The 13,462-nt window shown below is 46.9% G+C and carries 11 protein-coding genes; all 11 read right to left on the reverse strand.

What is annotated here, in order from left to right:
• Nucleotides 1-5 precede the first annotated feature (5 nt).
• Nucleotides 6-311 carry a L7Ae/L30e/S12e/Gadd45 family ribosomal protein gene (locus tag V7R88_RS07820; RefSeq protein WP_054396567.1) on the reverse strand — a complete coding sequence of 102 codons (306 nt, stop codon included), beginning with the start codon at nucleotides 309-311 and terminating at the stop codon, nucleotides 6-8.
• On the reverse strand, nucleotides 301-600 hold the full coding sequence (gene rnpM / locus V7R88_RS07825) for an RNase P modulator RnpM (RefSeq protein WP_003640726.1): 300 nt from the start codon (nucleotides 598-600) through the stop codon (nucleotides 301-303). Before rnpM ends, V7R88_RS07820 begins: the two co-directional genes overlap by 11 nt.
• 44 nt (nucleotides 601-644) lie before the next feature.
• On the reverse strand, nucleotides 645-1,871 hold the full coding sequence (gene nusA, locus V7R88_RS07830) for a transcription termination factor NusA (protein WP_054396564.1): 1,227 nt from the start codon (nucleotides 1,869-1,871) through the stop codon (nucleotides 645-647).
• 20 nt (nucleotides 1,872-1,891) lie between these two features.
• Nucleotides 1,892-2,368, reverse strand: a complete 477-nt coding sequence (gene rimP, locus V7R88_RS07835; protein WP_054396562.1) for a ribosome maturation factor RimP — start codon at nucleotides 2,366-2,368, stop codon at nucleotides 1,892-1,894.
• Nucleotides 2,369-2,663: 295 nt separating this feature from the next.
• Entirely contained in the window at nucleotides 2,664-6,977 is a 4,314-nt protein-coding gene (locus tag V7R88_RS07840; RefSeq protein ID WP_057716939.1) for a PolC-type DNA polymerase III, read from the reverse strand.
• Nucleotides 6,978-7,369: 392 nt separating this feature from the next.
• Nucleotides 7,370-9,079, reverse strand: a complete 1,710-nt coding sequence (locus tag V7R88_RS07845; protein WP_057716938.1) for a proline--tRNA ligase — start codon at nucleotides 9,077-9,079, stop codon at nucleotides 7,370-7,372.
• A 39-nt stretch (nucleotides 9,080-9,118) separates the two neighbouring features.
• Nucleotides 9,119-10,396, reverse strand: a complete 1,278-nt coding sequence (gene rseP / locus V7R88_RS07850) for an RIP metalloprotease RseP (protein ID WP_057716937.1) — start codon at nucleotides 10,394-10,396, stop codon at nucleotides 9,119-9,121.
• A gap of 37 nt (nucleotides 10,397-10,433) precedes the next feature.
• Nucleotides 10,434-11,219 (reverse strand): phosphatidate cytidylyltransferase, encoded by a 786-nt coding sequence (locus V7R88_RS07855; protein ID WP_054396552.1) that lies wholly within the window; start codon nucleotides 11,217-11,219, stop codon nucleotides 10,434-10,436.
• A gap of 15 nt (nucleotides 11,220-11,234) precedes the next feature.
• Nucleotides 11,235-12,014, reverse strand: coding sequence for an isoprenyl transferase (locus V7R88_RS07860; protein WP_057716936.1), 780 nt, complete (start codon nucleotides 12,012-12,014; stop codon nucleotides 11,235-11,237).
• Between the two features lie 119 nt (nucleotides 12,015-12,133).
• A complete protein-coding gene (frr, locus tag V7R88_RS07865; protein WP_003640736.1) occupies nucleotides 12,134-12,697 on the reverse strand; it encodes a ribosome recycling factor in 564 nt (187 codons plus the stop codon).
• Nucleotide 12,698: 1 nt separating this feature from the next.
• Complete coding sequence (gene pyrH / locus V7R88_RS07870) at nucleotides 12,699-13,421, reverse strand: UMP kinase (RefSeq protein WP_003640737.1); 723 nt, start codon at nucleotides 13,419-13,421, stop codon at nucleotides 12,699-12,701.
• Nucleotides 13,422-13,462 lie beyond the last annotated feature (41 nt).

A 13,462-nucleotide genomic window follows, 5' to 3' on the forward strand; every position in this document is an offset into this window, starting at 1 on the left:
CTCCTTTACTGTGTCATGATCGCCACCATTTTCTTGGCAAATCCGGCATCGGTAATTGCATAAACCGTGCGCTTATTACCAGTAGCCGTGTTTAGTTCTGCTTTAGTAAAGGTATCGATCACTGGAACATCATAAGATTGGGCCTTATCATGAAACCTTTTGGCAGTCGTGGGACCGGCATCGCTGGCAATAAAGACCAGTTTAGCCGTCTGATTACGAATTGCGGCCAGGGCTAGCCCTTCGCCTGCAATCTGCTTGCTGGCACGCCGTGAAAGGCCCAGTAGGTTTAAACAAGCTTGGTTAGGCGTCATTTCCGAAGAGTTCCTTTCGGGCTTGTTGATGATCAACATAGGCCACTAACTCATCGTAAAAGTCCGCACCGACTTTGATACCAAACGCCTTGTCAAAAGTCTTCTCTTGCTTGGCGCGTTGTGCGACCTGTACGTCTAACGCGATGTATGCGCCCCGTCCCGGCTTCTTACCAGTCGGATCCACGGACACTTCATCCTGCTTATTCTTAACGACCCGGACTAAGTCTTTTTTGGGATGCATTTCACCCGTCACAATGTCCTTTCGTAACGGCACTTTTCTTTTTTTCATAATCCCAGACCTCCTTTAGTTACTTCACTCACTTAGTGACGAACTTATTCAGCGTCACTTGCTGATTCATCAGCAGCTGTTTCTGAGGCAGGCGTCGACACGGTGGCGTCGGACGTTGCTGGTTCCTCATCTTCACTGGCATCGGACTGCACTGCTGCTTCTGATGGTGCTTCAGTCATTTCCGTCGAAGCCGTTTCAGCAGCTGCAACATCATCAGGGTTTGCATCCATTATATCAGAAGCTTCAGTTTCCGATTTAATATCGATCTTGAACCCAGTCAATTTAGCAGCTAAACGCGCATTTTGGCCACGCTTACCGATTGCCAGCGACAATTGATAATCGGGAACGACCACGGTACAACCCCGCTCGTTTTCTGGATCAAAGATAACATCCAAAACTTCCGCTGGGTTCAATGCGTTCGCGATAAATACGGCCTGATCATCCGTCCATTCCACGATATCCATATTTTCACCGTGGAGTTCGTTGACGATCGTCTGCACCCGCTGTCCCTTAGGCCCCACGCAGGTACCGACTGGGTCGACGTTCGGGTTATTAGAACGAACGGCGACTTTCGCCCGATCCCCGGCTTCGCGAGCAATCGAGACGATTTCAACGATACCATCGAAGATTTCTGGGACTTCTTGTTCAAACAAACGTTTTAACAAATCTGGTGCGGTCCGCGAAACGAAGACTTGGGGTCCCTTGGTTGCATTTTCAACTTTTGAGACGTAAACCTTAATTTTGTCATGAATTCGATAAACTTCACCAGGTAACTGATCAGAACGACCCATGACCGCCTCGACTTTACCCAAACTAACGTAGACAAACCGGTTATCTTGGCGTTCGACTTCCCCAGTAACGATTTCATTTTCATACTGGCTATATTCATCATAGATGATGCCACGTTCCGCTTCACGAACGCGTTGCATGATAACCTGCTTAGCGGTCTGGGCTGCGATTCGACCAAAGTTCTTCGGTGTCACTTCAAACCGAATATCATCGCCAATTTCATAGGCCCGGTTGATGGCTAATGCATCTTGTAAGCTCACTTCTAGACGTGAATCAAAGACATCTTCGACCACTTCTTTAACGGCGTAAACATGAATATTACCCTTAATTTGGTCAAAGTCAACTTCAACGTTTTGTGCCTGACCATAATTACGTTTGTAGGCTGAAACGAGTGCTGCTTCCAAGGCTTCGATGACAACTTCTTTTTTAATGCCCTTTTCTGATTCGAGGGTGTCTAAGGCCCCTAATAATTCCTTGCTCATGTGTAGACTCCTTTACTTATTTAGAACTTTACCGCTAAGCGGGCTTGTGAAATCTGTTCTCGGTTGATCGTCACCGTTTTGTGACGTGTCTTATCCAAGTAATCGATGGTCAAGGTGGTCGGCGTCACCGCCGTCAGATCACCTTCAAAAATCTTCTTACCATCCAACTTCTGGTATAAGCCAACGTGCACGTACTTACCGATGGCATTTTGAAAATCTGCTTCCTTCTTCAGTGGGCGTTCTGCACCTGGTGAAGAAACCTCCAAAAAGTAGGCTTGAGGAATCGGATCAGGATCCATCGTATCAAGTTTTTCACTAAGTTCATCACTAACCATTGCACATTCTTCAATATTAATGCCGCCCGGTTTGTCAATGTATAATCGCAAATACCAGCTTTGACCCTCGCGGACAAATTCAAGATCCACGAGTTCAAACTGATGAGCACTGACAATGGCTGCGGCCACTGGCTGAATGGTTTCAACAACATTACTACTCAAGGCTGCGCCTCCTATTCAGATTAGTCCAATAAAAAGAGTGAGCATCGCTGCTCACTCGTTAACGAGTTTTAAATTACAACCCATATATTAGCACAATTATGTTCAAACCGCAAGTTTACGCCATTTATAGCATTAAACCGATGCGTTTCAAGTGATGACAAATTTCCGCTCTCAAGGTCTGACAATCGCCGGTATATCAACATAGCGCGCCCAAGATGAGTAAAATCAAGATGATTGCCGTTGAACACGGCTATCACTGCAAAAATTCATCAAACTTTAACAATTATCGTACTTCTTAGAACAAAGAGAGTTGGTTTTCGTCCGGTAAGTCGCTCAACACACCGTTTTCGGTCATAAATTCAATCAAACTCTTCGACACTTTTCCTCGCTTGGATAAATCTTCCTTTGACAAGAATGGCTTATCCGCCCGAGCAGCAACAATCTGTTTGGCAACGTTCAGTCCTAACCCCGGAACTGCTCGGAACGGCGCAATCAGCGTGTCACCATCGATCAGCCAGTCCGAAGCATCGGACTTCTCAAGATCGACCATAGAGAATTTAAAGCCCCGCTCCAACATCTCGTTGGCTAACTCTAAAACAGTCAGCAAGTTTTTCTCTTTGGAGCTGGCATCCATCCCTTTGTCGGTGATTGCCTTCATGGACGCTTTGACAGCGTCTTTACCATGGGCCATCGCAACCAGGTCAAAATCATCAGCCCGCACTGAGAAGTAGGCCGTGTAGTAGATCAACGGGAAGTACACTTTAAAGTAAGCCACCCGCAACGCCATTAAGATGTAGGCTGCCGCATGGGCCCGCGGGAACATATACTTGATCTTTAGACAAGATTCAATGTACCAGTCGGGAACGTTGGCGTCCTTCATTGCTTGTTGCCATTCATCCGGAATCCCCCGGCCCTTCCGCACGTGTTCCATGATTTGGAAGGACATGTCAGATTCCATGCCGTAGTGAATCAAGTCGGTCATGATGTTATCACGACAACCAATAACTTCGGCCAGCGTAACCGTGCCATCCTTGATCAATTCTTCAGCATTTCCTAACCACACGTCAGTCCCGTGTGAAAGTCCTGAAATCTGAAGTAATTCGTTAAACGTGGATGGGTGAGTCTCTTCGAGCATCCCACGGACAAACCGCGTCCCAAATTCTGGAATTCCCAGCGTCCCCGTTTTCGAGAAAATCTGGTCTTCTGTGACTCCTAAAACTTCAGGACTGGAGAAAATCTTCATGACGTGCGGATCAACTGGTGGAATACTCTCAGGTTGGACACCCGACAAATCTTGTAACATCCGAATCATCGTCGGATCATCATGTCCCAGAATATCAATTTTCAAAATATTATCATGAATCGAATGGAAATCAAAGTGGGTCGTTTGCCAGGCCGCACTCTGATCATCAGCCGGATACTGGACGGGCGTGAAATCATAAATATCCATGTAATCCGGCACAACGATAATACCGGCCGGATGTTGTCCAGTCGTCCGTTTGACGCCCGTCGTTCCCTTGGCTAGTCGGTCAACTTCCGCTGAACGAAGCGTCTGATTGGTGTCACGTTCATACGCCTTGACGTAGCCATAACCAGTCTTATCAGCGACCGTTCCAATCGTCCCGGCCCGGTACACATTTTTCTCACCGAACAAGACTTTGGTGTAATTATGGGCAATCGGTTGGTAGTCCCCAGAGAAGTTCAAATCGATATCAGGCACTTTGTTCCCATAAAATCCTAAGAACGTTTCAAAGGGAATGTTTTGCCCATCACGCACCATGTCAGTCCCACATTCAGGGCAATCCTTAGGTGGTAGATCGTAGCCCGACCCATACTCGTTATTCGTATAAAAGTGCGAGTACTGACAGTTTGGACACCGATAATGCGGCGGCATCGGGTTCACTTCAGTAATCCCAGACAGTGTCGCTACGATACTCGAACCGACTGACCCCCGGGAACCAACCAAGTAACCATCCTTATTACTCTTAAACACTAGACGTTGGGCAATTAAGTAAATGACCGAGAACCCGTTACCGATGATACTCTTGAGTTCTTTATCCACCCGTTTTTGGACGATTTCTGGCAACGGATCACCATACCAGGCATGGGCGCGGTCCATCGTCAATTTTTCGATTTCCGCTTCGGCACCCTTCATCCGTGGCGTATACAACTTGTCCTTAACCGGTCGCACGATTTCAAATTGATCAGCGATTGCTCGCGGCGTATCAACGACAACCTCGTGTGCCGTCTCCGCACCTAAGAAATCAAAGTCTTTGAGCATCTCATCCGTGGAACGAAAATGTACATCTGGTCGTTCAGTCCGGTTTAACGGGTTCCCGGGCTGTGAATGAATCAAAATCTTCCGATAAATCTTATCCTCAGGATTCAGATAATGCACGTCCCCCGTAGCCGCAACCGGGATATTCATCTCATGGCCTAGTTCGACCATGTTGCTGATAATTTCTTCCAAATGATCCGTATCGGCGATCAAGCCGCTCTCGATCAACGCCGAATAAGCCGGTTTTGGTTGTACTTCCAGGAAGTCATAGTAGCCGGCCTTTTGTCGGGCCTCTTCCTTTCCCTTTTGCATCATTGCGGTAAAGACTTCGCCACTAGAACAAGCCGAACCGACTAGAATCCCATCCCGGTACTTGTTTAAAATACTGCGCGGCACGCGGGGCACACGGTAATAGTACTCCACGTTCGACAAGGAAATAATTCGGAAGAGATTCTTCAACCCCGCTTGGGTCTGCGCATACAATGTCGCGTGAAAGGGCCGGGCATGGCGGTAAGCCGCATTCTCATTCATATGATCATTTAGCTGATCGTGGAATTGAACATGATAACGGTCCTCCGCATCTTTCAAAAACAGGTGGTTCAAATGGCCGGTCGTCTCAGCATCATAGATGGCGCGGTGATGGTGCTCCAAATTAACGTTGAATTTCTTGGCCAGCGTGTTTAAGCGGTACCCGCGTAAATTTGGATACAACCACCGTGCCAGCGTCAACGTATCAATAATTGGATTTGTAATCGGCCCCATATGGTGCCGGGCATATCCCGTATTCATAAAGCCGATATCAAAGGTAACGTTATGGCCGACCACGATGGCATCACCATAAAATTCACGGAAAAGTTTAAACACTTCTTCTTCCGATTTAGAGCCCCGCACCATATCATCGGTGATACTCGTCAAATTAGTGGTTGTTTCCGACAAGTGAAAACCAGGGTCAATGAATTCCTCAAACTGATCAACGACGTTCCCCTTGACCATCTTAACCGCTGACAATTCGATGACCCGGTCATAAATGGCGGACAATCCCGTTGTTTCAGTATCAAAAATAACGTAAGTGGACTCTTTCAAATCAACGTGGGCGTCATTATAAGCAATCGGCACCCCGTCATCAACCATGTTAGCTTCGACCCCGTATAAAATTTTGATGTTATTTTTTTCGCCAGCCGCAAACGCCTCTGGGAACGCCTGCGCCCCCGAATGATCCGTAATCGCAATCGCCGGATGGCCCCACTTAGCTGCTTGCTTGACGTAATCACTGACACTATTGGTTGCATCCATCTGACTCATATTAGAATGCAAGTGCAATTCGACCCGCTTCTCATCTGCCGGCGCCGTGTCTTGTCGGCTAGCATGCGACGTTTCGTTAATGTCATATGCATTGATCGTTAAATCGCGCATAAAGCTGTCTTCTTGCACGGAACCACGCACACGCACCCACATTCCAGGCTTCAATGCCGCGAATTGGGCCTCGTCATCCGCATTACGTGAAAACTTCTTAACGACCATCGACGAACTATAGTCGGTCACCTTTAAAATCAATAACTGCCGCTGAGAACGCAACGTCCGCACTTCCATATCGAAGACATAGCCTTCCACAATGACCGACCGTTCTTCCTCGGTAATTTGCACCATCTGTTTGGCCGGCTCTTGCGGGTTGATCTGCTTGCCTAATTGGACAGGCCCATCGATGGGTGCTGGTGAGTCTGCCTGCTTTTGGCGTTTCTCATTAGCCTTTTTGATCGCCGCTTCCGCTTTTTGGGCCAATGCTTGATCAGACTTCGCTTTTTGTTCATGAAATTCCTTGATCTTCGCCTGTGACGCACTCTCATCGATCATCGTGTGAACGGAGAACTTCGGGAATCCCAAACGATGGTAGGTGCTCTCAATCGGTCCTAATGCCTGATTAGTCAGAAAATTTTGAATAACTTCATTTTCAGCCAATAAAATAACCCGACCATCTTCATAAGTTGGCACGTTACTGTTACACAGTGATTGAACGAGTGGCGACTTGATGCCACTGTGCTGAACGATCCATTCCCAATATTCAGCCAGTTCGCGACCATTGACCTCGGTATCGTCGGTCACAATTGTAAAAGTCACTCGGGCAATTTCCTTAAAGGCAATTTGAAGTTTGTTTTGGAAAGTCATAAATTGTGAATACGGTAAAACATGTTGGAAATGCAAATGAAATTCCCAAACCTTGGAAGCTTGATGAACGGTCAACTTATCGATCGCTGCTTCTGTAAATTCAGGACCCGTTGGCATTTCAATTTGTTCGAGTAGTTTCTCGAACATTTCTTGTTGGTTTAAACTCACCAGTGGTCCTCCTTTTGTTGAGTACAATCAGTTAGTAAGACACCCACCGTACTTGTTAATTTGCGCTGACGTACGCGGACGGCGAACCCAGCTGTAAATGTTAGTTAAAACACAAATTAATTTTTCAGGGCCACGATACATCGTTAGCACTGACTTGTCAGTTTGCTTAAATGACACCGTGACGCCTCGGTTATAAAGGGCATCTGAAATAATCCTCAGTGAACCTGCAAATCATTCACTTGAAACGTTACTATTTTATCACAGTCTGACTGCTGAGCCACGTGATTAATCGGCAAACAAAAATCACCCAGTTCACGAAATTCAACCAGGTGATTGCTGTTGGCGACTAACCACGGGTAGTTGCCATATTTTTGACTTAACTTTGACGCATCTTAATCGATATTTTTAAGTAGGACCGCCAAGTTATTGGCAATTTCTTCCTGCTTGACTTCCAGGGTCTCACCAGTCTGGCGAAGCTTGATCTCGACGATCCCTTCGCTGGCTTTCTTACCAATGGTAATCCGTGCAGGAATCCCCATTAAGTCGGAATCAGCAAACTTCACGCCAGGACGTTCCTTACGATCATCATATAAGACGTTGTAACCGGCAGCTTCCAATTGTGCTTCAACTTGGTCAGCAACTTCGACTTGGTCTTCCTTCTTCGGGTTGACCGGAATCACGTGCACGTCAAACGGTGCAATTGCCTTTGGCCAAATCAAGCCATTCTCATCAGCCCGTTGTTCAGCAATGGCCGACAACAACCGTGAAACACCGATTCCATAGCAGCCCATGATTACCGGAATATTACGTCCATTGGCATCTAAGACTTCTGCGTGCAAGTCTTTAGAATAACGGGTGCCAAGTTTGAAAATGTGTCCAATTTCAATCCCCTTGGTGAACTTCAAAACGCCCGCGCCATCTGGTGATAACTCACCTTCCTGAACAAAGCGGATATCGACGTAATCTTCCGCGTGGAAATCACGTTCAGGGTTGACGTTCGTAAAGTGATGGCCGTCTTCGTTGGCACCGACCGTGATGTTGACCATGTCCTTCACATACTGGTCAGCGATAATTTTAACGTCATCACTAACGTTAACTGGGCCGAGTGAACCGAAGCTAGCCCCTAGGTATTGTTGCGCCTGTTCTGGCGTGGCCATATCTAAGAAATCCGCACCAAGGTAATTCTTCAGCTTAACATCGTTGACCTCATGATCACCGCGGACCAATGCCATTACTGGTTGATCGTCAGCAATAAACAGAATACTCTTAACCAGCTGGTCAGCACCAACTTTTAAGAACTCAGCCAGGTCGTCGATCGTACCCACTCCGGGAGTGTCAATCTTTTCCATATCCTTCAACGAAGCATGGGACTTCTTGGGCACGTACAGGCTCCGGGCCATTTCCAAGTTAGCTGCATAGTCACTCGCATCCGAATACACAATCGTATCTTCACCCACCGGTGCGATAGCCGAATATTCGCGAGAGTCCTTACCACCCATCGCGCCACCATCACCGATGATTGAACGGAACTTCAAGCCGACCCGTTCAAAAATGTTCTGATAAGCTTGCGCCATGTCCTGGAACGTGTCGTCCAATGAGGTCTCATCCGCATGGAACGAATAAGCGTCCTTCATGATAAACTCACGCCCACGCAGTAACCCATAACGTGGCCGATCCTCATCGCGATACTTAGCCTGAATTTGATACAAGGTCAATGGCAACCGTTTATACGATTTGATTTCATCACGAACAAGTGACGTGAACGTTTCTTCATGAGTCGGGCCAAGGATAAATTCCCGATCATGGCGGTTCTTCAATTTAAATAGTTCTGGACCGTATGTCTCATAACGCCCAGTTGCTTTCCACAACTCAGCTGGAATAACTGCTGGTACCAGCATTTCCGCTGCATCAATTTTTTCCATTTCTTGCCGAATGATTTTTTCAATATTCGTCAATACGCGGTAAGCCAATGGCAAATAGGCGTACATTCCGGCTGAAATTTGTCGGATATAGCCCGCCCGTAGCATCATTTGATGACTCAAGGCTTCGGCATCATTAGGCACTTCCTTGAGTGTTGGGATTAACAATTTCGACTGTTTCATCTACAAATCTTCTCCTTATTGTTCCAAATTAAATATCACTTAGAAGAAATATCGCTGAATATCATTCCAAGTTACTAGAATCATTAATAACATCAGGAGGCCAAAACCAATCAAGGTAATGACACTTTCCGTTTCCACCCGAAGTGGTTTACCCCGAATGCCTTCAACAATGTTTAATAATAGTTTACCACCATCAAGTGCTGGAATTGGTAATAAATTAACAATTCCAAGGTTGATCGACAATACAGCGAGTAAATAGATCACCGTACGCACCCCGGACTTAGCGGCTTGAGAGGTCGTCGCAAAAATCGCCACCGGCCCGCCTAAATCGTTCAAACTAAAACCGTGCGTGACCATCCGACCGAGCACTTGAAAAATCTGCTTGGTGATTCCCCATGAACCAGTAAAGCCGTATGCTAACTTGGCTCCCAGGCTCGTGTCGGTCTTGGTCGCCCATTGGACCCCGATTTGGCCGATTCGGTTACCAGAGACCGTCTTAGCAGCGGGGGTCACCGCGATTTTTTTGGTCTGACCAGCTCTTTTGATGGTCAGGTTCAACCGTTGTTTCGGACTATCTTGAATCAACAGCGAAATCGACTGAGCACTCGTCATCTTTTTACCGTTAACCGCCACGATTTGATCGCCTTTTTGGATGCCAGCCGTACGGGCAACTGAGTTTGCTGTCGTCGCCGCAACGTGCGTCGTTGTACTCGTAACGCCACCCTGCATAAAGGCCAGAATTGCAAACGTAATGATGGCCAAGATGAAGTTATTCATCGGGCCGGCAAAATTGGTCAGCATGCGTTGCCATAGCTTGGCCGATTGAAATTGGACGTCGACCGGTGCAATTTGAACCTCGGTACCATCACTTTCGACGATCGTCGCGTCATGGTCAACGGCGTATCGTTTGACTTCACTCTCGTCTCCGTTCTCATAACCCTCGATCCAGAGTTCTTTTTCGAGATCAGTCGCCGTCACTGACAGCGGAATACCATTGAACAACGTCGTCTTCTTACTAGCATTGATTGAATGAACAATTCCATCTGAACCAACTTGTAAACTAACTGGCGTTCCGGGCTTGAGTTCTTCATCCTCATCGTCAGCCACGCCGGCCATTCGCACGTAACCACCGATTGGCAGAAACCGCAACGTATAAGTCGTGGCATTACGACGAAACGCGACCGCCTTGGGTCCCATCCCGACAGAAAATTCACGCACTAGGATCCCAGCCTTTTTGGCAAAATAGAAGTGCCCAAATTCATGGACGATGACCAAGATTCCGAAAACGATAATGAACGTAATAATTGTAACGATCAATTAAGCGCTCCTTTCTCCCGCGTTTCGGGTACTCAGCTTAAAAAAGGCCGAATAAATGTGCAATCGGAAAAACCAATAACATACTATCAAACCGATCTAAGATGCCACCATGTCCCGGCAAAATCTTACCGGAATCCTTAACACCATAGTAGCGTTTCAACGCGGATTCCACTAAATCACCAAACTGACCGACAACTGATAAGACTAAGGTAATCAATACCATACTGATGACGCTCGCATAACCGACGTGAAAACCGATTGCAAAGGCACTGGCCACAATCACACCAATCACGCTACCGCCAATGCAGCCTTCCCACGTCTTATTGGGACTGATCGGTGTGACTTTATGCCGACCCAGTTTGCGACCGACCATGTAAGCCCCACTATCTGTCAACCAGACAATGAACATCAGGAAGAGTAACATGTACACGCTGACGCCCCGCGCAGCCGTGAAATAGTTGAAGCCCATCCCAATGTATAACACGCCTAACGTCAACATCCCGGCATCATCAAATGAAAAACGATTTCGCGACCACACGGTGTGCAACAGTAATAAGATAATTAAGAAGTAAACCACGTACTCCTTATTTAATTGGTCCGGTAAGCCATTGAACCAGTTGTTTGGTGCAATTTGAATCATGACTGCGAGCATGCTTACGATTGCTTCAAATGAAATCAATAGTTTTTTGCGCATCACGAGTAACTCGCTCATCGCAACAGCCCCTAGCAACATGGCCACAATATCTAAGGTTACCCCGCCCACAAAAATGACTGGGATAAATAAAATTAACGCAACGACAGCCGTAATGACTCGTTGTCTCATATCAAAAACTCCCTTTTATTTATGATCCGACAACCCGCCAAAGCGCCGATCACGACTCTGGAAATCCGCAATACAGGCTTGGAGGGTCGCCGCCGTGAAATCTGGCCACTTCACATCAGTAAAGACCAGCTCACTGTAGGCAATCTGCCACATTAAGAAATTTGAAATTCGTTCTTCGCCACTCGTGCGAATCAGCAAATCTGGATCGTTGTATGGTGCAAGTGGTGCCGTCATCAGGGCGGCGTCGATGGTTGCATCATCGATATCACTAACCGCCAATTGACCATCTTGGACTTGTTGGGCAATCTTTTGCACCCCGGTCACGATTTCGGCCCGTGAACCATAGTTGAGGGCAAAGTTCAACACCATGCCATCACAATCTTTGGTATCTGCAATCGCATTTTGAACTGCTTTTTGCGTTGCTTCTGGTAAGCGATCAACATAACCCATGACCTGCACCCGAACATTGTTTTTTATCAAGTCCGGTACGAAAGTATCAAAGAAACTCACTGGCAGCTGCATGAGATAATTAACCTCATCAGTTGGCCGCTTCCAATTTTCGGTTGAAAACGCGTAAAGCGTCAGGACTTTAACGCCCAAATCACTTGCGGCAATCGTAATCTTTTTGACCGTGTTCATACCTTCCTTATGGCCAGCAACCCGCGGTAAATGCCGTGCTTTGGCCCAACGCCCATTGCCATCCATAATAATGGCGACATGGGCTGGAATACGTTCAGGATCCAATTGCACGTCGGTGTTATCTGCAGGATCATTCTTATTAAAAAAAGCGAACAAGGCGCACCTCCATAAAAATAGCTTAACTATGCACTATTTTACCAAAAAAAGCACTAATTAACTATTCGTCAACAAAAAAAGGCTTGAATTTCTCCAAGCCTTAATAAATTGGTCGGTCATTAACCTTCCAAAATTTCTTTTTCTTTGTCCGCAACGATCGCGTCGACGTCCTTACCCGCTTGATCCGTTAACTTTTGGGCTTGGTCTTCTAACTGATGTAACTGGTCGTCAGTGAATTGACCATCTTTATGACCCTTCTTCAAGGCTTCCATTGCATCACGACGCACGTTTCGAACGGCGACCTTGGCACGTTCACCTTCCGCCTTAACGTCCTTGGCGAGTTCTTTACGCCGTTCTTCCGTTAATTGCGGAATAACTAACCGAATCGCAGAACCGTCGTTAGCTGGGCTAATACCGAGGTCTGACGCTAAAATAGCCTTTTCGATTTCTTTAAGGGCGCTCTTATCAAATGGGGTTACCATTAAGACCCGTGGTTCGGGTACCGTAATTGCCGCCATCTGATTAAGTGGTGTTTGCGCACCGTAATAATCTGCAGAAATCCGATTCAATAGTGATGCGTTAGCCCGACCAGCCCGAATATTACCAAGCTCGCGTTGTAAAGCGGCTTCCGCCTTCTTCATTCGTTCCTGTGCTTCTTTTAAAATTGGTTCTGTAATTGCCATACTATTTCCCCCTGACTGTTGTCCCGATGTGTTCACCGGCGACGACTTTGCGAATGTTTCCAGGTTCATTCAAGTTAAAGACCACGACGGGAATGTCATTATCCATCGATAAGGAACTTGCGGTCGTATCCATCACTTGTAACCCTTTGTTGATAATGTCGAGATGGGTAAGCGTATCAAATTTAACTGCACTCGCATCCTTGTTAGGATCAGCCGAGTAAACACCATCGACGCCATTTTTGGCCATCAAAATCGCATCCGCGTTAATTTCAGCGGCCCGTAATGCGGCGGTCGTATCCGTTGAGAAGTATGGACTCCCGGTACCACCGGCAAAAATAACGATCCGGCGTTTTTCAAGATGCCGCATGGCCTTCCGTCGAATGTATGGTTCCGCGATTTGCCGCATTTCAATGGATGTTTGAACCCGGGTCGGCACACCAATTGATTCGAGATTATCTTGGAGCGCTAAGGCATTCATAATCGTGGCTAACATGCCAATATAATCAGCTTGGGCTCGTTCCATACCCATTTGGGCCCCAGCTTCGCCACGCCACATATTGCCACCACCGACGACGATTGCAATTTGTACGCCCATGTCATAGACGTCCTTAAGTTCCTCTGCCACCGTTTTAATGACGGGCGGGTTGATTCCAAAGCCCTTTTCACCAGCTAAGGCTTCTCCACTCAGTTTTAGGATTACACGCTTATATTTAACTTCCGACATCGTTTTGTCCTCCTCGAAATTATCTGTCTATCATTTTACCA

Origin of the sequence: Lactiplantibacillus argentoratensis (genome assembly GCF_037290055.1) — a bacterium.
GTDB classification, from domain to species: domain Bacteria; phylum Bacillota; class Bacilli; order Lactobacillales; family Lactobacillaceae; genus Lactiplantibacillus; species Lactiplantibacillus plantarum.

Coding starts and splice junctions, on each gene's coding strand:
- nusA (WP_054396564.1), bottom strand. CDS start 1,871: ATGAGCAAGGAATTATTAGGGGCCTTAGACACCCTCGAATCAGAAAAG.
- pyrH (WP_003640737.1), bottom strand. CDS start 13,421: ATGTCGGAAGTTAAATATAAGCGTGTAATCCTAAAACTGAGTGGAGAA.
- V7R88_RS07845 (WP_057716938.1), bottom strand. CDS start 9,079: ATGAAACAGTCGAAATTGTTAATCCCAACACTCAAGGAAGTGCCTAAT.
- frr (WP_003640736.1), bottom strand. CDS start 12,697: ATGGCAATTACAGAACCAATTTTAAAAGAAGCACAGGAACGAATGAAG.
- V7R88_RS07820 (WP_054396567.1), bottom strand. CDS start 311: ATGACGCCTAACCAAGCTTGTTTAAACCTACTGGGCCTTTCACGGCGT.
- V7R88_RS07855 (WP_054396552.1), bottom strand. CDS start 11,219: ATGAGACAACGAGTCATTACGGCTGTCGTTGCGTTAATTTTATTTATC.
- rnpM (WP_003640726.1), bottom strand. CDS start 600: ATGAAAAAAAGAAAAGTGCCGTTACGAAAGGACATTGTGACGGGTGAA.